The sequence below is a fragment of the Pantoea sp. M_10 genome (assembly GCF_008631515.1).
Lineage (GTDB): Bacteria > Pseudomonadota > Gammaproteobacteria > Enterobacterales > Enterobacteriaceae > Pantoea > Pantoea anthophila.
This window is the reverse complement of record NZ_VWUL01000004.1, coordinates 461,540-486,321: the sequence shown is the minus strand read 5'-3', so window position 1 is coordinate 486,321 and position 24,782 is coordinate 461,540. Positions and strand designations below refer to the sequence as shown.

The following is a 24,782-nucleotide window of genomic DNA, read 5'->3' as shown; positions in this document are numbered from 1 at the left end:
GTGGTGCCAACCAGCAGGCGGGTAAAGGGGATAAGCGCGATCAGGAGCACGACAAATGGCAGCGCGCGTCCGGTATTCACCAGCGTGTTCAGCAGGAGAGAGATGGCGCGATTGGGCAGAATACCTCGTGGACGGGTCAGAAACAGCAGGACACCCACCGGCAATCCGATAGCGACGGTAAAAAGCGCTGCCAGCAGCACCATATAGAGCGTTTCGCCCGTGGCATTCAGCAGCAGTTCCTGAAAACGATCGCGGGTCATGCTACGCATCGGGTAAGAGCCTCCCGCTGATATTTTTCGATAAACGCCCTGTCCGTCTCGCCATCCTTCAGCAGCATCGTGCGGAGACGACCCTCTTCGCGTCCCATGATCTGGCTGAGGGTGCCGCTTTCCACCAGCTGCCCCTTCTCCAGCAGCGCGGCACCGTCACAGATACGCTTCACGACCGCCATCTCATGCGTGATCAGGACGATGGTGATATTCAGCTGCTGCTGAATATCTGCCAGCAGATCAAGAATGGAGAGGGTAGTTTCCGGGTCCAGTGCGCTGGTCGCCTCATCGCACAGCAGATAGCGGGGACGGGCCGCCAGCGCGCGGGCGATGCCGACGCGCTGTTTCTGTCCCCCGGAGAGCTGTGATGGCCATGCCGTTGCAAAGGCTGTCAGTCCCACCAGATCCAGCAGCGAAGTCACGCGGGCGTGGCGTTCGGCCCTGGGTATCCCGGCAATCTCCAGCGCCAGGTCAATATTGCCCCGCACGTTGCGGGAATGAAGCAGATTGAAGTGCTGAAAGATCATCCCCATCTGCTGCCGTTGCTGACGGAGCTGCGCCAGACTCAGTCGGGAGATATCTTCACCATCGATCTCAATCAGGCCGCTGGAGGGACTCTCCAGCCGGTTCAGGCAGCGCAGCAGTGTGCTTTTACCCGCCCCGCTTCGCCCCAGTATGCCGAAGATCGACCCTTCACTGATGGTGAGAGAGATATCGTCTAACGCTGGCGCGGATGCACCAGCATACTGTTTGCTGAGGTGACGGATATTAATCATGCTGATTATCCGCGACCGGAATCACGGAGCCCTGGTAGTTTTTCCGGATAAATGCGGCCACCTGCGGCGAACGCAGATCCTTTGCCAGCTGCACGACACGGGGATCTTTTTCCAGTGCCGGGGTGGTGACCAGCAGGTTGGCATACGGGTTATGCGCAGCGGACTCCAGACCCAGCGCATCTTTGGCCGGATTCAGCCCCGCTTCCAGCGCATAGTTGCCGTTGATGATCGCGGCATCAACATCATCCAGCGAGCGTGGCAACTGAGGCGATTCAATCTCGATGATTTTGATTTTCTTCGGGTTTTCGCTGATATCTTTCGGCGTCACCAGCGTGGAGCCCGCCTCACCCTGCGCCCGGAGTTTAATGACCCCTTTATCCTGTAACAGCCACAGCGCACGGCTCAGGTTGGTGGTGTTGTTGGGTACCGCAATGCTGGCACCCTCTGGCAACGCCGCCAGCGACTTCACTTTGCGCGAGTAGATCCCCAGTGGCTCAATGTGCACACTGGCGACGACGGCAAAGGTCTTACCCAGCGCCTTTTCCTGATCTTTCAGGTAGGGCAGATGCTGGAAGTAGTTCGCATCCACATCCCCGGAGGCGAGCAGTTCATTGGCGTTTACCCCACCGCTCAGCTCCACGATCCTGATGTCGAGTTTGGGATCCAGCGTTTTAACGTACTCCAGAATTTCGGCATGTGGCACCGGATCCGCAGCCACGCGCAGCGGCGCAGCCTGCAGACTTTGAGCAATCAGCAGTGAAAGACCGGCCAGAGCCAGAACGCGCTTTTTAATCATCATCATTTATCTCTTATGGTTTTAGTGGGAGGTGTGTTCAGGATAAAAACGCTCTGCAACTTCCGGATGCGAACGCAGCCGGCCTTTGAGGTAATTCCAGCCGACTTCACGCAGCAGCGGGTTGAGCGGATCGCTGGCCGGTCCCTGAGCCAGTTCGGCCAGCTGCGGGGGCAGCGGATAGATCGGCACAACGGCATCGAGCTGCGCACCGAGGAAAAAGGCGATGGAGAGGCGTTCGCGGCTTTGCGGGGGCGATACCACCCGATGAACGGTTGCGCGCAGATAGCCATTGGTCGCCAGCTCCAGCAGCTCGCCAATGTTCACCACAAACGCGCCCGGTTTGGGTAAGGCGTCGATCCAGTTGTCCGGCGTCACTTCCACCTGAAGACCCGGCTGATCGTCCTGCAGCAGCATCGTCAGGAAGCCGGAATCTTTGTGCGCGCCGACGCCCTGGCGGGATTCGCCCTCGCTACGGCCGGGGTAGCGGATAAGCTTGATATGTTCGTTGGGATAGTCGCCATAGAGATTGTCAAAGGCGTTGCGCGGCAGATGGAGCGCTTCGGCAAAGGCGCGCAGCAGCTCCAGCGCAACGGCGGTCATCTGCTGCTGCCAGCGGGTGACGACGGTCTGCAGTTCCGGCAGGGCTTCAGGCCACTGATTGGGGCCCTGCATCCGTTGCCAGGTGGGCGCGTCGGCGGTAAAGGGCAGCGCTTCGCGTTCAGCACCAATGTCAAACTGCTCGCGAAAATCGGGCTGGCTGCGGGTTATCTCCACGCCGGCCAGGTTATAACCGCGAAAATGAGGCGAATTGGCCATCCTGACGGCGCTTTTGTCTGCCTGTGGCAGAGCAAAAAACTGGCGTGCGACCTGCTGAACCTCATCGGATAACGCGCGGTCAATCCCGTGGTTGATCAGATAGAAGAAACCCACCTCACGCGCCGCCTGGCTGAGTTTCTCGCGTGACTGTTGCTGCTGCTGTTGATCTCCCGATAACAGTGCGAAATCAATAACCGGTAATTCTGCTGATGTTAACGCGCCCATGTTTAACACTCTGTTGGTCTGGAATAGCAGTACACTGCCACTGCATTTATGCGTTAACTACCAACTAATCCTGCTATGGATATGCGGCGAACGGAAATATCGCGCTACACCGCAGTCAAATGATCTGCAGATTACTCTGGTTGCCGGATGAGACATTCTGGCGGGCGTCAGGCTTGCCGACGCCTGTTGGCAGGAATCATCCTGCGCCGGATGTTACGAAATGTTTATGGCCGTAAGCAGAGATGAATAAGATTACTATGCTGACTTTGTCAGTAAAAGTAGTTATTTCCGCTGAAAACTTGCAATACCTTACAATTGTGGTCTAAGGTTTGCCCCTGCGGTTAATTGCCGCTTCACTTAAAACTTATTCGGCTTCTTATAGCTTTCATTTCCACGGTTTCTTCTGACCCTTATTTTCGGCTGCGAAAGCTATAAGACTCCTTCATTCAGCAGTTGAGGAGTTTATGGACACCAGAAACAGATCGTCTGACCATGCAAAGAAACATTTCTGGAACAGGAAGCAAAAAGAGCTGACTGTTGATGACATTACCGTGATCGATAACGACATGCTGAAGCGTGCCGTTGGCGCAGCCGCGTTAGGTAATGCGATGGAATGGTTCGACTTCGGCGTTTACAGCTACCTCGCCGTCATCATCGGCAAGGTCTTCTTCCCGGACGCCAACAACGCCGTGCAGCTGATCGCCACCTTTGGTACGTTCGCAGCGGCCTTCCTGGTCCGTCCGATTGGCGGCCTGGTGTTTGGCCCGCTGGGTGACCGCATCGGCCGACAGAAAGTGCTGGCGATGACGATGATCATGATGTCGATCGGCACATTCTGTATCGGCCTGATCCCGGCCTATTCCTCCATTGGCATCATGGCACCGATCCTGCTGCTGGTGGCGCGTCTGATCCAGGGCTTTTCGACCGGTGGTGAGTATGGCGGCGCAGCGACCTTTATTGCGGAGTACTCTACCGATAAACGCCGTGGCTTCATGGGCAGCTTCCTGGAGTTCGGCACCATTGGTGGTTACCTGCTGGGTGCCAGCCTGGTGACGGTGATGACCACCCTGATGTCAAACGAGGCGATGATGTCCTGGGGCTGGCGCGTGCCCTTCTTTATCGCCGCGCCGCTGGGTCTGTTTGGTCTCTATGTGCGACTGAAGCTGGAAGAGACTCCGGCCTTCCAGCAGCACATGGAAAAACAGGAGGCGCTGGAGCAGAGCAAACCGCGCCTGACCCTGATGCAGATGCTGAGCAAATACCGTGCGCCGATGCTGAAATGTATCGGTCTGGTGCTGCTGTTTAACGTCTCTAACTACATGCTGACCTCCTATATGCCTAGTTATCTGACCGGCGTACTGGGTCTGCCTGAACTGAGTGGCCTGCTGCTGGTGATGGTGGCAATGTTTGTGATGATGCCGCTGACGCTGCTGTGGGGCCGCTGGACGGACCGCATCGGGCGTCGGCCGGTGATTGGCTTTGGTGCGGTGGGTCTGATCCTGCTCGCGATTCCGAGCTTTATGCTGATCGGTTCCGGTAACATGTGGGCAGTATTCGGCGGCCTGCTGATTCTGGGCGTGCTGCACACCTGCTTCAGCGGCACCATGCCTTCAACGCTGCCTGCGCTGTTTACGACCGATATCCGTTACAGTGCGCTGGCCATTGGCTTTAACCTGTCGGTCTCCCTGTTTGGCGGAACCACCCCGCTGATTACGGCGTGGCTGGTCGATACCAGTAAAAACACCATGATGCCGGCCTACTACATGATGGGTGCGGGCATCATCGGTCTGCTGACTATTCTGACCGTCCGTGAAACCGCCCGGCAGCCGCTGACCGGTTCATCGCCAGCGGTGGCGACCAAAGCGGAAGCGCATCGCCTGATTGATAAGCTGCGTAAGCGCTCAAAACCTTCAGCGCCCGCCGCGCATTAAGCCTGAAAACACCCTGCTCTGCAGGGTGTTTTTTTATCTATCGTTCCTTTCTTCCTTCAGTCATTACTGAACCGGCCGACCGTACTGGCCGCGCCCAGCGCATGCCCCTTCAGCTGTGCAATCAGTTCCGCCTGGGTTAACCCCGCTTTTAACTGGCCCGGCGGTAAGTCGGTGGCGATCAGCACAAAGTTATAGTGGTGCAGACCGCTACCCGCTGGCGGACAGGGGCCATAATAGTGTGTGGTTCCCGGCGTATTCTTTCCGCCGGTATACCCATTCCCCTTCGTCAGAGCGCCCTGAGCAAACGATGAACGCGTGGGGGCAATGTTGTAAGCCACCATGTGGGTGACGCCAAGCCCCCTGGCCCCCACCGGATCGGTCATCAGCAGCGCCAGACTGCGGGTACCCGCCGGAATAGCCGACCAGTTGAGTTCAGGAGAGACATTCTCCCCGGTACAGGAAGGATTACTTTTATTGGCACCGGCAAACTTTTTGTCCAGCAGCGCATTGTCGCTGAAGTCCCGGGATTGCAACGTAAAAACGGATGCCGCCAGCGTGGTCATGGGTAGAACGGCCAGCGCCGCCGCGCAGAGTAATTTTTTCAACCGTCACTCCTTATCAGATAGCACCTGAGAAAATTGTCCCGCTACATTTTGTCATTGCCTGCTTACTCTGACGGCTGCGCGACAGAGGCCGCACAGCAGCGTCAGCATTTTCACTTCGCCTTTTTCAGGGCCGCAAAGACGCGTGCGACCGCGACGGCCCCCGGATCGGGCACGCCATTGAGGTTTGTGCTGTTCAGATAGGAGGAGCGACCCGCTTTTGCGGTTCCCATGGTGGCCGTCGCCTCACTGCCCTGCTGCGCCGCTTCTGCTGCCGCCTCCAGTGACTGACCCGCCACCAGCGCCTCAATGGCCGGTTGCAGTGCATCGATCAGTGTCCGGTCGCCCGGCTTTGCCCCGCCATACTCCTTCATCTTCTCCAGCCCCTGCTGCAGGGCGACAGGCAGGGTATCGCCCTCCGCCAGTTGCTGAGCGGCAGCGGTAAAAAAGATCGCCATCAGCACGCCGCTGGAGCCACCCATCACCGTCGCCAGCCGCTCTCCCGTTACCGCGAGCAGCTCGGGAAGAGCATTCAGTGGCAGCTGATTATCATCACATTCGCGCTGGATCTGACGCGCGCCCGCGGCAAAGGTCGAACCGGTATCACCGTCCCCGACCTGCGCATCCAGCCGGTTCAGCTCACTTTCGCAGGCCATCAGGGTTTCACAGATAGTGTTCACGTAGGCGGCAACCTGGGGGTTTGCAGAGGGCTGGACCGGGTGGGCTGAAGCCGGAGTGGCGGCACTTACCGGTTCCAGTGGGGCGATTCTCACCGGGGTTAACCAGCCGGTGACCTCAACCGGCGCGCAGAGGGCCTCTTCGAAGAGGGGAGTCAGCCTCATGCAGGTCACGGAAAACCCTTTCATGTCCAGTGCGGTCATCAGCGGCGCAGGCCCCATCAGATAGTTACTGCCCCGGCTGAGCGGTGACGCAATCAGGTCCCGCGTCACCAGACTCATCTCCAGCGCGGACATACCGCCCAGATTATTCACCAGCAGCGCGCAGGGTTCCTCATTCTCCGGCATCACCTTCTCCAGCAGCTGCTGAACAATCTGCTGACTGTTCTGGCTCTGCATCACCTCAACACCCGGTTCTCCGTGAATGCCCAGTCCCATTTCGACACTGCCTTCCGGCACCCGCTGGCTGACCGGCTCATCCGGCAGATGGCAGCCGGAGAGCGCCACGCCCATCGACGCGATGGCCTGGCTGGCCGCCTGCGCGGCCGCGGTGACCGCCGCCAGGTCATCACCCCGTGCGGCGACGAAGCCCGCCACCTTGTGCACCAGCAGGGTACCGGCCAACCCGCGCGGCTGAGGATTCTCCGGCAGGGCCACATCATCACCGACAATCACCATGTTGACGCGGTATCCCGCCTTACGCGCCTTCTCTGCCGCCAGGCCAAAGTTAAGCCGATCGCCGGTGTAATTTTTTACAATCAGCAGGCATCCGGCTTCCCCGGTAAGATTGACGATGGCGTGATACACCGCGTCTACGCTGGGTGAAGCAAAGAGATCGCCACAAACGGCGGCCGTCAGCATCCCTTTACCGATAAATCCGACATGCGCCGGTTCATGTCCGGCTCCCCCGCCGGAGATCAGCGCCACCTGCTGTTTCTGCCAGTCCCGACGCATGACAATGCGGATTCGCGGCGCGACCTGTAGCCGCACCAGATTGCGCCACGGGCTGGCGTAAATCATGCCATCTAACGCGCTGTCGACGAGGTCGTCCTTGTTATTCAGTACAAATCGGGTCATCTCTTCATTCCTCATGGGCGTACGAAGGGGGGATTAAACAAGTGTTGCACATAACCACCAGACGGGGAGAAATCCACTGCGAAACCCGGCGTATCAGCCCGTCTCGTTCAGCGCCCGGCGCGGCATCTGGCAAAGGCATCGCGCCATTACGGACTAATTTATTGATTTCTATCAAATATTTTTATCCGAAACTGAGAGGTTCTGCGCAGAACCCTGATAGGGAATGGCGGAAGTTAGAGCGCATTCACAAACAGAGGATGTTTTTATGACTCAACGTATGATTCTGAATGAAACGGCCTTGTTTGGTGCCGGCGCATTACGCCATCTGCCGGAAGAGGTAGAGCGTCGTGGAATGCGCAAAGCCCTGATTGTTACTGACCGTGCGCTGGTGGCAGCCGGTGCGCTGAAGCGGGTGACCGATCGGCTGGCCAGCCACCAGCTTGCCTGGGCGGTGTACGATGAGGTGGTGCCCAATCCCACCATTCGGGTGGTGCAGCAGGGCGTGGCGGCCTTCAGGGCATCGGGGGCAGACTATCTGATAGCGATCGGGGGCGGTTCACCTCAGGATACCAGCAAGGCGATCGGTATGATTATCAACAATCCCGAATTTGAAGATGTGCGCAGCCTGGAGGGCGTGGCCCCCACCCGCCATCCCTGCGTTCCGATTATCGCTATCCCGACCACCGCAGGCACCGCCGCTGAAGTCACCATCAACTACGTTATTACCGATGAAGAGAAACGCCGTAAGTTTGTCTGTGTCGATCCGCATGCCATTCCGAAAGTCGCGATTGTTGATGCGGAAATGATGGCGAGCATGCCCGCCTCACTGAAAGCCGCAACCGGCATTGATGCGCTGACCCATGCGATTGAGGGCTATATCACGCGTGGCGCCTGGACGCTGACCGATATGCTGCATCTCAAAGCCATTGAGATTATCAGCCGGTCACTGCGCAAGTCGGTGGCGGGGGATCCCGACGCGGTGGAGCAGATGGCGCTGGGACAGTATGTCGCCGGGATGGGTTTCTCCAGTGTCGGACTCGGGCTGGTTCATGGCATGGCCCATCCGCTGGGCGCCTTTTATGATGTGCCACACGGCATTGCTAACGCCATTCTGCTGCCGCAGGTGATGGCGTGGAATGCCGCCTGGACCGGCGAAAAGTATCGCGACATTGCGCGCGCAATGGGCGTGAAGCAGGTCGACACCCTCTCGCTGGAGCAGGCGCGGGAGGCCGCGGTTGATGCCGTTCGTCAGCTCTGTCGGGATGTGGGCATCCCGCGTTCCTTACGTGAAGTGGGTTTGCAGCAGGCCGATATCCCGGCCCTGGCGCAGGCCGCGCTGGATGATGTCTGTACCGGTGGCAATCCGCGCACGCCCGATCTTGAGGCGGTGATGGCGCTCTACCGTCAGAGTTAACGCGCGCCAGCTTATCCGCCGCTGACGTCAGGCCCGCTCACGCCAGCGGGCTTTTTTATCGCGCTGGATCTGTCGCGATTCGCCACGGCGGATAAAGCCAGTCAGCGCGGTGACGGCCGGGGTTTTCTCGATTTTCTGATGCCCGTTTCAGCCTGAAATCGCCCGCGAGTTTTCTGCAGGTTCCGGTGCATGAGCCACCTGACCGGATGATTTCTTTAGATGCTAAACCCTGAGTCACTTGATCTGGATCACAAAAATCCGCATCATGCGCAGCGAAAACCTTTACGATGCTGCGGAGATATTGATGACACTGTACCAGGGTATGCTGATTTTTTATGCCGTTGTTGCACTGTTCGCTACGCTGATCACCTTCTTCATCGCCAAAGATAAGCTCAGCATTAAACTGCTCAGCGCCTTTCTGGTGGGTGCCACCTGGCCGATGAGTTTTCCCGTCGCACTGATGTTCGCGCTGTTTTAATTGACATTTTCGCCTTACCGACCACACTCAGATTAGACGTCACTGACCCGCTCTGCGCCGATCGCTGATGTCGGCTTGCTCATCACTCATATAAGGAGCGGATATGCGCGTAATCAGTGTGGCGATTCTGATTTCCCTTCTCAGTGCCTGCAGCGGACCCTGGGGCGCCGAAAAACCGGTCCCGGCGGCAGAAACCCGTCAGCAGACCTGCCAGCCTGGCACCAATCCCAGCCAGAATGACTGCGGTCACTTTCCCGAACCGGAATTTCACTGACACACCCGCACACTGTGTTACGGGATCGCATTTGCGCTATTTCATCGCATAACAAGGCTTTACACGCCGATGGCCGGTCAGTAAAGTAGCGCCCAGACATCATTTCTGATGCGTAAGCGTTAACGTTAACCAACGCCCCCGCAGCGCTGCTGCCTGTGATGATCCCTGCCATGAAGCCTCTGCAACTCAGTGTTAAACCTTATGCTGCGCTCTCCGGCGCCTCATTTTTTTTATTTGTGCTGCTGCTGACCGCGGCCAACCTTCGCGCACCGGTGACTGTGGTCGGCCCGGTTCTGCAGGATATTCGTCAGACCTTTGGACTGAGCGCCGGTGAAGCGGGTCTGTTCAACTTTATTCCCCTGATGCTCTTTGCCCTGCTTGCGCCACCAGCCGCCTGGCTCGGCAATCGTATCGGGCTCGAACGCAGCCTGTGGGGCGCACTCTGCTTGATGACCGCGGGTTCCCTGTTGCGCTGGCTGCCTGTGGAGGCGGCGTTATGGGGCGGGACCCTGCTGCTCAGCGCCGGGATTGCTGCCGCCAACGTCCTGCTGCCTCCGCTGATCAAACGCGATTTCACCGCCCATACCGCCCGCTATATCGGGCTTTACGCCGCCACCATGTCGATTACTGCCAGCCTGGCCTCCGGGATTGCCGTTCCGCTGAGCCAGCTTTCCTCCGCAGGCTGGCGACTGTCGCTGGTGGTCTGGGCGATCCCAGGGCTGATTGCGCTGCTGGCCTGGCTGCCACTGCTACGCCAGCGTCCGTTAAAGCAGGCATCCGGCGAGACGACAGTTCTCCATCGCCATCCGTGGCGCTCGGCAGGCGGCTGGCAGATTGCCCTATTTATGGCGCTGCAGTCGCTGGCGTTTTATACCCTGATCGACTGGTTTACGCTGTTCGCCCAGGACCAGGGTTTCAGTCAGGCCGCGGCGGGCTGGCTGTTGTTCTGGTATCAGGCCATCGCGATTGTCGCCAATCTTGGCTGCATGATGGCGCTGAAGCGGGTGAAGGATGCCCGCCTCACCGCCTTCATCGCCTCGTCGGCTATCTTTCTGGGCATGCTGGGGCTACTGCTTAACCCGCTGTGGGCGGCGATCTGGCTGACACTTGCCGGTCTGGGCGCAGGCGCCTCACTGGTGCTCTGCCTCTCCCTCTTTAATCTGCGGGCCAGCAATCATCGTCAGGCTTCACAGCTCTCCGGTATGGCCCAGTGCGTCGGCTATGCGCTGGCCGCGCTCGGTCCTTTGTTGTTTGGCGTGCTCCATGAGCAGAGCGGAAACTGGACGATCCCCTTCAGCGTACTGGTGCTGCTGAGCCTGCTTCAGATGCTGCTGGCCCCCCTGGCCGCACAGTCAAAACCCATCAGCTGAACGTGCGGCCATGCCGCCATCGGCCCTTAACAATATGATCTGCCGGTCGCCGATGCACAGCATCAGCGTCCGGCGGGAAGCGACAGGAGAAGCGAGTGTGTCTGAACTGAATAATGCGCTGTTGCAGGCGATCCTGGATGAGGTGCGTCCGCTGGTTCATCAGGGAAAAGTGGCGGACTATATCCCCGCGCTGGCCGATGTGGCCGCAGACCGGCTGGCTATCGCTGTCTGCCTGCCTGACGGCACCCTCTTTCAGGCGGGCGATGCCCAAACGCGCTTTTCGATTCAGTCGATCTCTAAAGCGCTGTCGCTGACCGTGGCGCTGACCCGCTATGACGATAGCGAAATCTGGCAGCGGGTCGGAAAAGAGCCGTCGGGTCAGCCTTTTAATTCGCTGGTGCAGCTCGAACTGGAACAGGGTAAACCGCGTAATCCCTTTATTAATGCGGGTGCCCTGGTGATCTGCGACCTGCTGGAAACCCGGCTGACCGCGCCGCGTCAGCGTATGCTGGAGATTGTCCGGCAGCTGAGTCAGCAGCCCGACATCAACTATGACCGCCACGTTGCCCGCTCCGAGTTTGAACACTCGGCCCGCAACGCGGCGATTGCCTGGCTGATGAAGTCGTTCGGAAATTTCGATAACGACGTGACCAGCGTGATGCAGACCTATTTTCACTACTGCTCACTGTCAATGAGCTGCGTTGAACTGGCACGTACGTTTATCTATCTGGCGAATCAGGGCCGGACGCTGGATGGCAGCCAGATGATTACCGCGCGTCAGGCGCGCCAGATTAACGCGCTGATGATCACCAGCGGGATGTACGATGGCGCGGGCGAATTTGCCTGGCGGGTCGGCATGCCGGCAAAGTCAGGGGTAGGTGGCGGGATCATTGCCATTATTCCCGGTGAGATGAGCATCGCCGTCTGGTCACCCGGACTCGATGGCGCGGGCAATTCCCTGGCGGGCACGGCGGTGCTGGAGTTACTGACGGAAAAGCTGGGCCGCTCTATTTTCTGACCCTGGACCCGACGAAGTAGAATAGTCGTCTGTGCAAGGCGGTTTGATGATGAACAGGCACGACGACTCCGGACGCCGGGGAGTGGGATCATAGTCTGCATAACAGACTGAGAGCATGTCTCAGTCTGTTTGACGGATATCCGCCAGTTCCGCTTCGCTCAGCCCGGTCATTTGCAGAATGGTATGGCGGTCCATACCGCTTTGCAGCATTGCGCGGGCGATCTTAAATGTTGCTGCACGTTCACCTTTTACCATACCGAGCCGGATACCCTGCTCAATGCCTATTTGTTCCAGCTGTTGTGCAATCGTCATAAGTGAATCCCCATGCTGCGGCACGCGCCGTGCCAGTTCCTGTACAAAGGCTTTCGCGTCCGCCGTTTCGCCAGCCTGCAACAGATAGTTTACCAGTGATACTACTTGCGATGAAGAGTGATAACCTGCCAGCAAAACAGTAGCCAGCCTTTCCATGACCTCAGCCGCATCCCGTTGATGGATATGCTTCTGTAGCAGGGTCAGAGCAGCCATGCTGCGGTGCTGCATAATTTCGTCATCAGGTATAACTGTGACGTCAACCAATGGAAAGCCTGATGATAAAGCCTTCCCGCCAGTACCGGATCGTCAAACTCATCCAGCCACCGGTTAGAATAGGGATAGGGGCTACGTTTACCGGTATAAAACAGCACCGGTATCACCAGCGGTAACCGCTTATGTCCATTCTCCAGATGGCGCTGCATCGCTGCAACGGCATAACGAAGTAACCGAAACGCCATGTGTTTGTCGGGTGCAGACTGATGCTCAATCAGAACATGGACAAATCCCTCACCTGAAGTCGTTTTCAGACTGTAAAGCACGTCGCTGAAATATTGCCTGAGATCCTTTTCCACGAACGACCCTGATTCGAGCTTCAGCGTGTCGGGATCACAGATCTCCCGCAGGTCTGGCGGCAGGTGCAGCGCCATAAAATCTCTGGCAATTTCAGGCTGCGTCAGAAACTGCCGGAATGTTGCATCATGAGGCGCAGGCGTGCCGTTCTTCTTTTTCATCGTGCCATCTTGGCTCTGTTCATGATCCCCCTTAACCTGGTCCACCTGCTTTTTGTTTCGCGGTAATGAATCAGGCTATGACTGGAATATCACTCCAGACAAGGCAGGTAAAACGACACGCTTTAAATTTACGAGGTGGCCCGCTTTTCAGGGCAGAAAGCCTCATGCGCTGCCCATGCCGAAACTGCCGAAGATGCCCCCACTCAGACCGGGTTCAGCTCACCACGTAAATCGGCTCGCCCTGAAGAGAGGCGGCGATATTTTTCATCACGCCCTTCACCAGATTCTCTGCGCCGCTGCGGCTTGCCCAGGCAATGTGCGGCGTCAGCAGCAGACCCGGCAGATCCGCCAGCAGCGGATTATCGGCAGCAGGCGGTTCGCTACTCAGCACATCCAGCGCCGCTCCGCCGATAACGCCCTGCGCCAGGGCAGCCGCCAGATCGGCTTCATTGATTAATCCGCCACGCGCGGTGTTGATCAGCAGCGCCTGCGGTTTCATCTTAGCCAGCGCCTCACGGTCAATCATCTGTCGGGTCTGATCGCTTAACGGACAGTGCAGTGAAATCACATCGCTGGTGGCCAGCATCTGCTCAAAGCTGACATAGCCGTCACGCACTGTCTGACTCCCTTTGCGCTCGGCGAACTGGACCTGCATCCCCAGCGCCTGCGCCAGCCGCCCCACCGCCTGACCGATTTCGCCCCGGCCCGCGATACCCAGCATAGCCCCGCCGATATCCTGAATCGGCCGACGATGCAGACAGAAGTGTTGCGCCTGCGGCCAGTCCCGGCGGGTGGTGCTGGCATAGTCAAATAACTGCCGGCGCAGCGCGAAAAGGGCTGCAATCACCGCCTCGGAGACGCTCTGCGTGGAGTAGCCGGGCACATTGCTGACGGTGATCCCGCGCTCGCGACAGGCGTCGAGATCGATACAGTCATAGCCGGTTGCGGCAACACAGATAAAGCGCAGATCCGGCAGTTGCCTGAGTGTAGCGGCGCGTAACGGAACTTTATTGGTGATCGCGATAGTCGCCCCCTGCAGGGCAGACACGATCTCATCAACCGGCGTGTGTGTGCGGATCTCCCACTCACCCTGTAGCTGTTCGATCGGCAGTGGGATCGGCAGCGTATCGCCATCCAGCATAACTATTTTCATTATCTGTCCTTAATTGCTCAGAGTGTCATCCACAGGCTCAGCCGTGATGTTACCTGTATGTGTTCAGTGGGTAACAACTAAGTTAAATGAAGCTGAAATTAAAGTGAATATGTTCAAAGAGTGCGAATTTCTTTGTTTCAGCAGCCACTTTATTTAACCCTTTTATTCCCTTCGCGTTACACTGCCGCCCGGAAATTTGTCCCATTGTGCCTGTGTAAATGATGCCGAAATGCTTATTCAGACAACGACTCACAGCCGGTATTGCGATACTGGCCGTGCTGCTGTTGTTTGTTGCACCGATGGTCTCTAAAAACCTTGCGGCAGATCATGCCAGGATGCAGCACGTCAGCATGAGCGCAGAGATGCCGATGATGCATCATCACGGCGAGATGTCCATGATGGACCCTGTGATGATGTCCGATGCAGGCTTTGCCTGCGGATACTGTGATTTACTGGTGCATGTGCCCCTGATGCTCTGGAACTTTGTCCCGTTCATCTGGTGGATGTGCCTCATCAGTCGCGCCCCGCCGCCCCGTGCGGTCACGCCGCTCCGGCGGCGGCGAACGCTGCGCCTTCATCGCCCCCGGGCACCGCCCTGTTACGCATCACACTGACACCATAACATTTCGATTGCGTGACAACGTCACCCGATCGCCCCTGTCTTTTGAAAAGTGTGGAATGCTATGTCCTCTTATCAGGAAACATCCCCTGCACCACGCGGCACGCTGTTCAATCTGCTACGCCGCCTGCATTTTTATATTGGTCTGTTTATTGCGCCGTTCATTTTCATCGCGGCCCTCACCGGAACGCTCTACGTTCTGACTCCGCAGCTGGAACAGGCGATCTATCACAATGCCCTGACGACCCGTGCGCAGGGCGAGCCGCAGCCGCTCTCCGCGCAGGTTGCCGCTGCACGTGCCTGGGCAGGCCAGTCAGCGCACATCTACGCCGTGCGTCCCGCGCCGGGTCCCGCGGATACGACGCGGGTGCAGTTCACTGCCGCTGATGCGGGTCCCTCTGAGTCACGCTCGGTGTTTATCGATCCCTATACCCTGCAGGTCAGGGGAGATATGACCGTATATGGCACCAGCGGCGTGCTGCCGCTGCGCATGTGGCTGGATCAGCTGCATCGTGGCTTGTTACTGGGCGATTTCGGCCGTAACTACAGTGAACTGGCCGCGTCCTGGCTCTGGGTCGCCGCGCTGGGCGGGCTCATCCTGTGGGCCGGTACCCGCCCTCCCCGTACCCGAAAGCACGTCCGCAGCGGGTTTGCTGCCTTGCGTCACTGGCACGTCACGCTGGGACTGCTGCTGGCTCTGGGCCTGATCTTCTTTTCGGTGACCGGGCTGACCTGGTCGCAGTGGGCGGGCAGCAACATTGAAAAGATGCGCAGCGACCTGAACTGGAAAACGCCGCAGGTGAAAACCGCGCTGAACGGTGACGCCCCGGCTGAATCTGCCGATCCCCACGCAGAGCATCGCGGCGCAATGGAAGGGATGACCATGTCGGGCATGACGATGCCCGCTAAGACTCCCGCGCGGGTCATTCCTAATCAGCCGGATGCCCGCTGGGATCAGGCCCTGTCTGCCGCCCGTCAGGCAGGACTGAAGGCGGCAAAACTCGAACTGCGCCAGCCCAAAAACGCCGGACAGGCATGGACGGTTTCGGAGATTGACCGCAGCTGGCCAAGTCAGGTGGATGCCGTTTCACTTAATCCGGCCGACTTTACCGTGGTCGACAAAGTGGCGTTCGCCAGCTTCCCGCTGGTGGCAAAACTGACCCGCTGGGGCGTCGATGCGCACATGGGTGTGCTGTTCGGCCTGCCTAATCAGCTGATTCTGGCCCTCTTTGGCTTCGGACTCTGCACGATGATTGTGCTGGGCTACCGCATGTGGTGGATCCGTCGTCCGGCGGTTCCGCAGATTAACCCCTCACAGACGCTGTTAACCGCCTGGCTGGCGCTGCCACGCTATGCGCAGGGCACCAGCCTGATTGTGATGCTGGCGCTCGGTTATGCCCTGCCGGTCATGGGCATCAGCCTGCTGCTGTTTCTGCTGCTGGATATTCAGCGCTGGCGCAGCGCCCGGCGTCGCAGCCAGGCACGCACCGAGATTGCACCCGACAAGCAATCGCCGCTGGCGATCGTGCAGTCCCGCTTCGCCGTGAAGCGCAAAGAGATGCGCTATTTTCTGCGCAGCGTGACGGTTCTGGCGCTGATTGTGATTTCGGTGATGGCGAATGCGATGATAGGCGGCGTGATTGATCAGTATCAGATCCCCTTCAGCCACTGGTCGCTGACGATGTATATCACTCAGGCGATGATGATTCTGCTCTACTCGACGGTCTTTACCGGACTGCTGTCGATTCCACTCTGGTATTTCTTCCTGGGTGAAAGCGATGAGCAGGGCAAATAGGCTGCCGCCTCCGCTGGCAGTCTCTCCTTCAACATAACTGACGAAGCCGGGCAAATTTCCCGGCTTTTCATTCTCTCACTAAAGGCTATGATCGTTGTCACTGACCCTTCTGTTTAAAGGCAAATCATGAACATCCTGCGTGCTAATCCTGAACAGCTGTTTGAGTACGGCCCCTTTACCGTCCGCCGTCAGCGACCTGGCGAGGCGCTAAGCCCGCTGGTCAGCGTTGATCTGATGTCGCTGAAACTGGATGCCCGGATCCCGATGCAGCAGCACTGGAATGAAGAGGTTTTTACCTATCTGTGGCGGGGATCGATGCAGCATCAGGACAGTAACGGCGAGCGGACCCAGCTTTCGGCTAAGCGGGTGATGGTGGTCAATGCGGGTGACGGCGTTCAGTACGAAGAGTCGGTGCCTCTGTTTGAAGCGGAACTGTTACAGGCGGTTATCCGTCCCGCCCAGCCCGGGGGTGAAGCGATGACCCAGGTGCTGGAGCGCGATCAGGGCATTATGAGTAATGGCTGGACCGAACTGGCCGGGCCGGAGGAGTCAGACGCCCCGCTGGAACTGCGTCAGGCAGCTTATATCTATGACACCCTGCTGGAGCGCAACCATACGCTGGACGTGCCCGCCCTGCCGGGCTTTGTGGCTTATCTCGTCGTGCTGGAAGGCAGCATTCGTATCGGCGAGGCGCGACTGGTTCGGGGTGATGCGGTCAGCGGGCTGGCGGCCGGGAGTGAAATCACGGGTGACCGGGATGCCAATCTGGTCTGCTTCCTGATCAAGCCCGATAACGCTGTATAAAAAACGCGCTGCCTTTCCCGGTGAGGTCGCGGGCAGCGCCACGCTCCAATTAAAAGCGCCGCGCGGGACGATTCCCGTGCGGCGATCTTTGTCCTTACTCCCGGTTACGGGGCTGCTTCGCCTGAACCCGTTTATAAACGTGGTCAAACTGACGCACATCGTCGAGTAACCAGTGGCGCTGCGTCAGCGGCGCATCATCCAGTGCCTGCGGCAGCGGCACCCCATCCAGTGAACCCCGACAGCAAAAGGCGCGCGCCAGGGTCGGCGTGGCAATACCAATGTAACGGGCAAATTCGGGCAACGTCATCAGTGCAGCACTCATCTTCCACCTCCGGCAATTAACTTTCCTCTGCATTCTCAGGCTAAATCTTTACTGCTTTTATTGATCTGAAACATGGATGTGGTACTAATCTTCTGCCTGCTGATGAGAAAGCTCGCCTCGCCCACCGCAAACCGAGAAAGAAGTGAGGAACCTGTGCGCCATTATGGATTGATGATAGCCCTGCTGTTTTCCGGCGTTGCTTCCGCCCACACCCTGACACCCGGCAAGCCGGTTCCGCCGGTCTTTGTGGCCGATAAAGGCGAAATGGTGCTGAATCAGGGCGATGTCGGCTACCAGCGCTGGAACAGTCAGGCGCTGACCGGCAAAGTGCGGCTGGTGATCCATGTCGCGGGCCGTCTTTCAGCCAAAGAGCAGAGTGCTGCCCTGATTGAGGCCGTTCAGCAGGCCAGTCTGCCGCGCGACCGCTTTCAGACCACCACCATCGTGAATACCGACGACGCCCTGCCCGGCAGCGCCATTTTTGTGGTGCGCAGCATCGCCTCCAGCAAAAAAGCCGCTCCCTGGCAGCAGTTCATCATCGACAGCAGCGGCGTGACGGCGCATAGCTGGCATCTTCAGCCAGAAAGCGCAGCCGTCGTGGTCGTTGATCAGCAAGGTATTGTGCGCTTCGCTAAAGATGGCGCATTATCTGCTGACAACGTCGCCAGCGTGATGAAACAGCTACGGGCATTGCTGGGCTGATAACCGCTTAGTTTTCACCCGGCTGACGCCGCAAATCGCGGAATGCTCCTGAATTTCCCGACATTTTTTATTACCGTAAGCTACGCTTAGTTGTAATGGATTTACCCGCCGTTCTTTGAAAACCTGCCCACTATGCCGGGGCAGCCGGGGACGATGATTGAAGATGGCATCGAATCATTTCGACCTGCTGTGACTTCCTCTGTAGATAAGGACAGCCCTGATGACGGTCTGCGCAGAAAAACACGTCAATGTCATACACAGCGATGCAGCGATTCTGTTGAACGATATTGAGCAACGGCTCGATCAGCTTTTACCGGTTGACAGTGAACGTGACCTGGTCGGCGCGGCAATGCGCGACGGCGCGCTGGCGCCTGGAAAACGGATTCGTCCGCTGCTGCTGCTGCTGACCGCGCGCGATCTGGGGTGCAATGCCAGCGCTGCCGGTCTGCTTGACCTCGCCTGCGCGGTTGAGATGGTGCACGCCGCTTCGCTGATCCTGGACGATATGCCCTGCATGGATGATGCGCAGCTGCGGCGCGGACGCCCCACCATCCACTGTCAGTATGGTGAACATGTCGCCATCCTCGCTGCCGTGGCCCTGCTGAGTAAGGCCTTTGGTCTGGTCGCCGTGGCAGAGGGCTTAACCGCCAGCGCCAGAACGGACGCGGTTGCAGAGCTGTCTCAGGCGGTTGGGATGCAGGGGCTGGTGCAGGGGCAGTTCAAGGATCTCTCGGAGGGAGATAAACCCCGCAGCGCCGACGCCATTCTGATGACCAATCACTTCAAAACCAGCACCCTGTTCTGCGCCTCCATGCAGATGGCCTCTATCGTCGCGGAAGCCCCCAAAGAAGCCCGCGAACAGCTGCACCGCTTTTCGCTGAATCTCGGTCAGGCGTTTCAGCTGCTGGACGATCTCACTGACGGTATGAGTGACACCGGTAAAGATGCCCATCAGGATGAGGGAAAATCGACGCTGGTGAACCTTCTCGGCGCAAAAGCGGTCGAATCGCAACTGCGCGACCATCTGCGCTGCGCCGGAGAACACCTGCTCTCCGCCTGCCGCGATGGTTACGCCACCCATCATTTTGTTCAGGCCTGGTTTGAGAAAAAACTCGCTGCCGTCAGTTAAGGATGCTGCATGAGCCACTTTGCGGTTATTGCACCGCCCTTCTATAGCCATGTGCAGGCGCTTCAGCATCTCAGCCAGGCCCTGATAGCACGCGGACACCGTATCACCTTTATTCAGCAGACGGACGTCAGCGCACTGCTCACCGACCGCCGCATCGGCTTTTTTCCGCTAGGCTTAACCTCGCATCCTGCCGGAAGTCTGGCGCATACCCTGCAGCTGGCTGCACACCCCCTTGGCCCGTCGATGCTGAAACTGATCAGTGAGATGGCGCGCAGCAGTGATATGCTCTGTCGCGAACTGCCGGTGGTGCTGAATACGCTGGCAGTGGATGGCGTGATTGTCGATCAGATGGAGCCGGCCGGCGCGCTGGCCGCTGAAGCACTCGATCTGCCTTATGTTTCGGTGGCCTGTGCCCTGCCGCTTAACCGTGAAGCGGATTTCCCGCTGGCAGTGATGCCGTTTGACTATGGCACCAGCGACCAGGCGCGCGAACGTTATCGTGCCAGTGAAAAAATCTACGACTGGCTGATGCGCCGCCACGACAGGGTAATCGCCCGTAACGCCCATGCAATGGGGCTGTCACCGCGGGAAAAGCTGCACCACTGTTTTTCTCCGCTGGCACAGATCAGCCAGCTGATCCCGGCGCTGGATTTTCCCCGTCAGGCGCTGCCCGACCATTTTCATGCTGTTGGGCCGCTGCGCGCCCCGGACGCGCCCCAGGCCGCACAGCCGCGCTATTTTCCGCATGGCAACAGGCCGCGCATTTTTGCTTCCCTCGGCACCCTGCAGGGACACCGTTACGGCCTGTTTAAAACGATCGTCCGCGCCTGTCAGGAGATCGACGCGCAGTTACTGCTGGCCCATTGTGGCCGCCTGTCGCCGTTTCAGGCGGAGAAACTGGCGCAGGCCAGTCATGTTCAGGTTGTCGATTTTGCTGACCAGGCCGCCGCGCTGGCCCAGGCCGACCTGGCCATTACCCACGGCGGCATGAACACCGTGCTGGATGCGATTAACCATCTGACGCCACTGCTGACAATCCCGCTGGCCTTTGACCAGCCGGGCGTGGCCGCCAGGGTGGTCTGGCACGGTATCGGCCGCCGCGCCTCACGCTTTACTACCAGTCACGCCATGGCCCGCCAGCTTCAGACCTTACTGACGGATACGCACTATGCTGAGCAGATGAAGCCCCTGCGCGCCGCGCTTCGTCAGGCGGGTGGTGCCTCGCTGGCAGCGGATATCGTCGAGCAGGCGATGCTGACCCGCCAGCCTGTGCTGAACGGGAGTGCCTATGCCACGGTATGATCTGATCCTGGTGGGCGCGGGGCTGGCCAACGGGCTGATTGCGCTGCGCCTCCGCCAGCAGCGCCCGTCGCTGCGCATCCTGCTGATTGACGCGGAGAGTCAGCCTGGCGCCCATCACACCTGGTCTTTTCATGCAGACGACCTGACTGAAGCGCAGCACCGCTGGATCGCCCCGCTGGTGGTGCATCACTGGCCCGGTTATGAGGTGCGCTTTCCGCAGCGGCAGCGCCATCTGAACAGTGGCTATTTTTGTGTCACCGCAGAGCGCTTCGCTCAGGTCATGCGCGATCACTTTGCCGCTGACCTGCTGCTGAATACGCGTGTCGCAACGCTCGATTCACACTCGGTTACGCTGGACGATGGACGGGTAGTGGAAGCGGATGCCGTGATTGATGGCCGGGGCTACCAGCCCGATGGCGCGCTGCGCATGGGCTTCCAGTCGTTTGTCGGACAGGAGTGGCAGCTCGGTGCTCCACACGGGCTGACCGCGCCGATCATTATGGATGCCACGGTTGACCAGCAGGCCGGCTATCGCTTTGTCTACAGCCTGCCCTTTTCTACCGATACGCTGCTGATTGAAGACACCCATTATATCGACCGCGCCACGCTGGACGGTGAACGCGCCCGCCAGAATATTCGTGACTACGCGGCGCAGCAGGGCTGGCAGCTGGCCCGTTTGCTGCGCGAAGAGCAGGGTGCCCTGCCCATCACGCTGACAGGCGACGTTGACGCATTCTGGCAGAAGCGTGACCTGCCGTGCAGCGGCTTACGCGCCGGGCTGTTTCATCCCACCACCGGCTACTCACTGCCGCTGGCAGTGGCGCTGGCTGACCGGCTGGCGGAGATGCCCGTAATGACATCGGCCTCACTCAACGCCACTATCAGACAGGTGGCCTCCCAGGCCTGGCAGCAGCAGCGCTTCTTTCGCATGCTGAACCGGATGCTGTTTCTGGCGGGGCCGGCCGGACAGCGCTGGCTGGTGATGCAACGTTTTTATGGCCTTCCCGAAGGTCTGATCGCCCGTTTTTATGCGGGAAAACTTACTTTGCCTGATCGGCTGCGTATTTTAAGCGGCAAGCCCCCGGTCCCCGTACTGGCGGCGTTACAGGCTATCATGACTCCTCACCGTCAACAGGCGATGCAATGAACAGAACGACAGTAATTGGCGCAGGCTTTGGTGGTCTGGCGCTGGCGATTCGCCTTCAGGCGTCAGGCATTCCCACCCGACTGCTGGAGAAGCGCGATAAGCCAGGCGGCCGGGCGTATGTTTATCAGGACCAGGGCTACACCTTTGATGCCGGTCCGACGGTGATCACCGATCCCAGCGCGATTGAAGAGTTATTTACGCTGGCGGGCAAAAAGCTCGCTGACTATGTTGAGCTGCTGCCGGTCAGGCCCTTTTATCGTCTCTGCTGGGAGTCCGGCAGGGTCTTCAGTTATGACAACGATCAGCCCGAACTGGAAGCGCAGATCGCCGCCTTTAATCCGCGTGATGTCGAAGGCTATCGCCGTTTTCTGGCTTACTCCCGCGCCGTGTTCGCCGAAGGCTATCTGAAACTGGGCACCGTGCCGTTTCTCTCGTTCCGCGACATGCTGCGTGCCGCGCCGCAGCTGGCAAAACTGCAGGCCTGGCGCAGTGTTTACAGCAAGGTGGCAAGCTACATTGAGGATGAACACCTGCGTCAGGCGTTCTCCTTTCACTCGCTGCTGGTCGGCGGCAATCCCTTTGCCACCTCCTCCATCTACACGCTGATTCATGCGCTGGAACGTGAATGGGGGGTCTGGTTCCCGCGCGGCGGCACGGGCGCACTGGTGCAGGGCATGGTAAAACTGTTCGAGGATCTGGGCGGCGAAGTGGAACTGAATGCCAGCGTGGCCCGGCTGGAAACGCAGGAAAACCGGATTACGGCCGTCCATCTCGAAGATGGCCGGGTACTCCCGACCCGCGCCGTCGCCTCCAACGCAGACGTGGTTCACACCTACCATGATCTGCTGCGTCAGCATTCCCCTTCTGTGGCACAGGGAAAGACACTGCAGAACAAGCGCATGAGCAACTCCCTGTTTGTGCTCTATTTTGGCCTGAATCATCATCATGACCAGCTGGCTCACCACACCGTCTGCTTCGGCCCGCGCTATCGTGAACTGATCGATGAGATCTTCAATCGTGATGGCCTGGCCGAGGACTTCTCGCTCTACCTGCATGCCCCCTGTGTCACCGATCCCTCCCTGGCTCCGGAAGGCTGCGGCAGCTACTACGTGCTGGCCCCGGTGCCGCATCTCGGCACGGCTGATATCGACTGGGCGGTTGAAGGTCCGCGCCTGCGCGACCGTATTTTTGACTATCTGGAACAGCACTACATGCCGGGCCTGCGCAGTCAGCTGGTGACGCACCGCATCTTCACGCCGTTCGATTTCCGCGATGAGCTGAACGCCTATCAGGGCTCCGCCTTCTCGGTTGAACCCATCCTGACCCAGAGCGCCTGGTTCCGGCCACATAACCGCGACAAACACCTCAGTAACCTCTACCTGGTCGGCGCAGGCACGCATCCTGGCGCAGGCATTCCCGGCGTGGTGGGCTCGGCGAAAGCCACGGCAGGATTGATGCTGGAGGATCTGGCTTGAACAGTCCGTCACTGCTCGATCATGCTGTAGAAACCATGGAAGTGGGTTCAAAAAGTTTTGCCACGGCATCGAAACTGTTCGATACCAAAACCCGACGCAGTGTGCTGATGCTCTACGCCTGGTGCCGTCACTGTGATGATGTGATTGACGATCAGGTGCTGGGTTTCAGCAACGATACGCCGTCGCGGCTCTCCGCCGAACAGCGTCTGGCGCAGCTGGAGACAAAAACCCGCCAGGCTTATGCCGGGTTGCAGATGCATGAGCCCGCCTTTGCGGCCTTTCAGGAGGTGGCAATGGCGCACGATATTCTGCCTGACTACGCCTTTGCTCATCTGGCCGGTTTTGCGATGGATGTGCGTGAGACGCGCTATCAGACCCTGGACGACACGCTGCGCTACTGTTATCACGTGGCGGGCGTGGTCGGTCTGATGATGGCGCAGATCATGGGGGTGCGCGACAGGGCCACGCTGGATCGCGCCTGCGATCTCGGTCTGGCGTTTCAGCTGACCAACATTGCCCGCGACATCGTCGAAGATGCGACCGCTGACCGCTGCTATCTGCCTGAAGCGTGGCTGGCTGAAGAGGGGCTTACACGGGAAACTCTGGCCGCGCCACAGCATCGTCAGGCGCTGAGCCGCGTCGCCCTTCGCCTGGTTGAAACGGCGGAGCCCTACTATCACTCGGCCACGGCAGGTCTGCCAGGCCTGCCGCTGCGATCGGCATGGGCAATCGCAACCGCGAAGCAGGTCTATCGTAAAATCGGCATGAAGGTGATTCAGGCAGGGCCAGCGGCGTGGGATCAGCGCCTGTCCACCAGCACACCCGAGAAACTGGTCATGCTGATGGCGGCGTCAGGTCAGGCGGTTACTTCCCGGATGGCGCGTCCTGCTCCACGCCCCGCTCACCTCTGGCAGCGCCCCGTTTAACGCCGTGACGTTCACGCAGCGTCGCCTGCAGTTTTGACAGCGGTGGCGCATAGAGGAAGCCAAACGAGACACACCCCTCTTTTCCGCGCACCGCGTGATGCATCCGGTGCGCCATATAGAGCCGACGTAAGTAACCCCGACGCGGAACATAGCGGAAGGGCCAGCGCTGGTGAACCAGGCCGTCATGAACAATAAAGTAGAGCAGGCCATAGAGCGTCATCCCGGCACCGATCCACTGCAACGGCCAGACGCCCGTGCTGCCCAGCCAGATCAGTAAAATCGACAGGCCCGCGAACACCACCGCATAAAGATCGTTAACCTCGAACCAGCCCTTGTGCGGCTCATGATGCGACAGATGCCAGCCCCAGCCCCAGCCATGCATAATATATTTGTGCGCCAGCGCAGCCGTAATCTCCATGCCGATCACGGTGACCAGAACAATCAGGGCATTCCAAATCCACAACATAGCTTCTCCCGAACATGCATCCTGCAAAGTGGCGCAGAGGTTCAATTTTAACAGAGATTGGCCAAAACAGCCGGGCGGGTTTGGCGGGTTTTAACAATTACTGCAGATGATAAAGCGGATAACCCAGGTAGCCGGACCCGGAAGGGAAACCGGTCGCCATAACCGGTGAATCCGCG

23 protein-coding genes and 2 pseudogenes are annotated in these 24,782 nt (G+C 58.9%); 15 read left to right on the top strand and 10 right to left on the bottom strand.

Annotated features, from left to right (window positions below; translation table 11 throughout):
- The 4 genes and pseudogenes from F3I47_RS14810 to F3I47_RS14795 form a co-directional block, all read right to left on the bottom strand.
- A pseudogene (locus tag F3I47_RS14810) lies at positions 1-269 on the bottom strand (metal ABC transporter permease); the annotation flags it as partial.
- The gene (locus F3I47_RS14805) at positions 257-1,045 is read right to left on the bottom strand and encodes a methionine ABC transporter ATP-binding protein (RefSeq protein WP_150029006.1); all 789 of its coding nucleotides are present in this window, start codon (positions 1,043-1,045) and stop codon (positions 257-259) included. The gene F3I47_RS14805 and the pseudogene F3I47_RS14810, both read right to left, overlap by 13 nt.
- Complete coding sequence (locus F3I47_RS14800; protein ID WP_033736835.1) at positions 1,038-1,841, bottom strand: MetQ/NlpA family ABC transporter substrate-binding protein; 804 nt, start codon at positions 1,839-1,841, stop codon at positions 1,038-1,040. Before F3I47_RS14800 ends, F3I47_RS14805 begins: the two co-directional genes overlap by 8 nt.
- 21 nt (positions 1,842-1,862) lie before the next feature.
- Positions 1,863-2,882 (bottom strand): isopenicillin N synthase family oxygenase, encoded by a 1,020-nt coding sequence (locus tag F3I47_RS14795; protein ID WP_150029005.1) that lies wholly within the window; start codon positions 2,880-2,882, stop codon positions 1,863-1,865.
- Between the two features lie 464 nt (positions 2,883-3,346).
- Here F3I47_RS14795 and proP point away from each other — a divergent pair, with 464 nt between their 5' ends.
- Positions 3,347-4,813 (top strand): glycine betaine/L-proline transporter ProP, encoded by a 1,467-nt coding sequence (gene proP / locus F3I47_RS14790; protein ID WP_009093065.1) that lies wholly within the window; start codon positions 3,347-3,349, stop codon positions 4,811-4,813.
- Positions 4,814-4,869: 56 nt separating this feature from the next.
- Here proP and F3I47_RS14785 read toward each other — a convergent pair whose 3' ends face one another.
- Complete coding sequence (locus F3I47_RS14785; protein WP_150029004.1) at positions 4,870-5,418, bottom strand: YbhB/YbcL family Raf kinase inhibitor-like protein; 549 nt, start codon at positions 5,416-5,418, stop codon at positions 4,870-4,872.
- Between the two features lie 110 nt (positions 5,419-5,528).
- On the bottom strand, positions 5,529-7,169 hold the full coding sequence (locus tag F3I47_RS14780; protein WP_150029003.1) for a dihydroxyacetone kinase subunit DhaK: 1,641 nt from the start codon (positions 7,167-7,169) through the stop codon (positions 5,529-5,531).
- A 265-nt stretch (positions 7,170-7,434) separates the two neighbouring features.
- Between F3I47_RS14780 and fucO the strand changes: the two genes are divergently transcribed.
- From fucO to glsB, 5 genes are all read left to right on the top strand, one after another.
- The gene (gene fucO, locus F3I47_RS14775; RefSeq protein WP_150029002.1) at positions 7,435-8,583 is read left to right on the top strand and encodes a lactaldehyde reductase; all 1,149 of its coding nucleotides are present in this window, start codon (positions 7,435-7,437) and stop codon (positions 8,581-8,583) included.
- Positions 8,584-8,887: 304 nt separating this feature from the next.
- On the top strand, positions 8,888-9,061 hold the full coding sequence (locus F3I47_RS14770; RefSeq protein ID WP_009093071.1) for a GhoT/OrtT family toxin: 174 nt from the start codon (positions 8,888-8,890) through the stop codon (positions 9,059-9,061).
- A gap of 103 nt (positions 9,062-9,164) precedes the next feature.
- Complete coding sequence (locus tag F3I47_RS22365; RefSeq protein ID WP_167428668.1) at positions 9,165-9,335, top strand: hypothetical protein; 171 nt, start codon at positions 9,165-9,167, stop codon at positions 9,333-9,335.
- Between the two features lie 170 nt (positions 9,336-9,505).
- Positions 9,506-10,705 carry an MFS transporter gene (locus tag F3I47_RS14765; protein ID WP_150029001.1) on the top strand — a complete coding sequence of 400 codons (1,200 nt, stop codon included), beginning with the start codon at positions 9,506-9,508 and terminating at the stop codon, positions 10,703-10,705.
- A 97-nt stretch (positions 10,706-10,802) separates the two neighbouring features.
- Positions 10,803-11,723: a glutaminase B gene (glsB, locus tag F3I47_RS14760; RefSeq protein WP_009093074.1), complete on the top strand. Its 921-nt coding sequence runs from the start codon at positions 10,803-10,805 to the stop codon at positions 11,721-11,723.
- A 120-nt stretch (positions 11,724-11,843) separates the two neighbouring features.
- Here the strand turns inward: glsB and F3I47_RS14755 are convergent.
- Positions 11,844-12,766: pseudogene (locus F3I47_RS14755) on the bottom strand (Rpn family recombination-promoting nuclease/putative transposase).
- Between the two features lie 214 nt (positions 12,767-12,980).
- Positions 12,981-13,919 carry a D-2-hydroxyacid dehydrogenase gene (locus F3I47_RS14750; protein ID WP_150029000.1) on the bottom strand — a complete coding sequence of 313 codons (939 nt, stop codon included), beginning with the start codon at positions 13,917-13,919 and terminating at the stop codon, positions 12,981-12,983.
- 221 nt (positions 13,920-14,140) lie between these two features.
- Here F3I47_RS14750 and F3I47_RS14745 point away from each other — a divergent pair, with 221 nt between their 5' ends.
- The 3 genes from F3I47_RS14745 (at position 14,141) to F3I47_RS14735 (ending at position 17,137) form a co-directional block, all read left to right on the top strand.
- A complete protein-coding gene (locus tag F3I47_RS14745; RefSeq protein ID WP_033736836.1) occupies positions 14,141-14,533 on the top strand; it encodes a DUF2946 domain-containing protein in 393 nt (130 codons plus the stop codon).
- 69 nt (positions 14,534-14,602) lie between these two features.
- On the top strand, positions 14,603-16,333 hold the full coding sequence (locus tag F3I47_RS14740) for a DUF2534 family protein (RefSeq protein ID WP_150028999.1): 1,731 nt from the start codon (positions 14,603-14,605) through the stop codon (positions 16,331-16,333).
- A 126-nt stretch (positions 16,334-16,459) separates the two neighbouring features.
- The gene (locus F3I47_RS14735) at positions 16,460-17,137 is read left to right on the top strand and encodes a pirin family protein (protein WP_140923529.1); all 678 of its coding nucleotides are present in this window, start codon (positions 16,460-16,462) and stop codon (positions 17,135-17,137) included.
- Positions 17,138-17,231: 94 nt separating this feature from the next.
- On the opposite strand, the gene F3I47_RS14730 is transcribed toward F3I47_RS14735, so the two are convergent.
- A complete protein-coding gene (locus F3I47_RS14730) occupies positions 17,232-17,459 on the bottom strand; it encodes a hypothetical protein (protein ID WP_009093079.1) in 228 nt (75 codons plus the stop codon).
- A gap of 171 nt (positions 17,460-17,630) precedes the next feature.
- Here F3I47_RS14730 and F3I47_RS14725 point away from each other — a divergent pair, with 171 nt between their 5' ends.
- The 6 genes from F3I47_RS14725 (at position 17,631) to crtB (ending at position 24,140) form a co-directional block, all read left to right on the top strand.
- Complete coding sequence (locus F3I47_RS14725) at positions 17,631-18,161, top strand: YtfJ family protein (protein ID WP_150028998.1); 531 nt, start codon at positions 17,631-17,633, stop codon at positions 18,159-18,161.
- A gap of 220 nt (positions 18,162-18,381) precedes the next feature.
- Positions 18,382-19,290, top strand: coding sequence for a polyprenyl synthetase family protein (locus F3I47_RS14720; RefSeq protein ID WP_009093081.1), 909 nt, complete (start codon positions 18,382-18,384; stop codon positions 19,288-19,290).
- Positions 19,291-19,299: 9 nt separating this feature from the next.
- On the top strand, positions 19,300-20,592 hold the full coding sequence (locus F3I47_RS14715; RefSeq protein WP_150028997.1) for a glycosyltransferase: 1,293 nt from the start codon (positions 19,300-19,302) through the stop codon (positions 20,590-20,592).
- Entirely contained in the window at positions 20,579-21,739 is a 1,161-nt protein-coding gene (gene crtY, locus F3I47_RS14710; RefSeq protein WP_150028996.1) for a lycopene beta-cyclase CrtY, read from the top strand. Before F3I47_RS14715 ends, crtY begins: the two co-directional genes overlap by 14 nt.
- The gene (locus F3I47_RS14705) at positions 21,736-23,214 is read left to right on the top strand and encodes a phytoene desaturase (protein WP_058957209.1); all 1,479 of its coding nucleotides are present in this window, start codon (positions 21,736-21,738) and stop codon (positions 23,212-23,214) included. Before crtY ends, F3I47_RS14705 begins: the two co-directional genes overlap by 4 nt.
- Positions 23,211-24,140, top strand: a complete 930-nt coding sequence (gene crtB, locus F3I47_RS14700; protein ID WP_150028995.1) for a 15-cis-phytoene synthase CrtB — start codon at positions 23,211-23,213, stop codon at positions 24,138-24,140. Before F3I47_RS14705 ends, crtB begins: the two co-directional genes overlap by 4 nt.
- Here the strand turns inward: crtB and F3I47_RS14695 are convergent.
- The gene (locus F3I47_RS14695; protein ID WP_009093087.1) at positions 24,079-24,606 is read right to left on the bottom strand and encodes a sterol desaturase family protein; all 528 of its coding nucleotides are present in this window, start codon (positions 24,604-24,606) and stop codon (positions 24,079-24,081) included. The genes crtB and F3I47_RS14695 overlap by 62 nt on opposite strands.
- Positions 24,607-24,782: the final 176 nt, after the last annotated feature.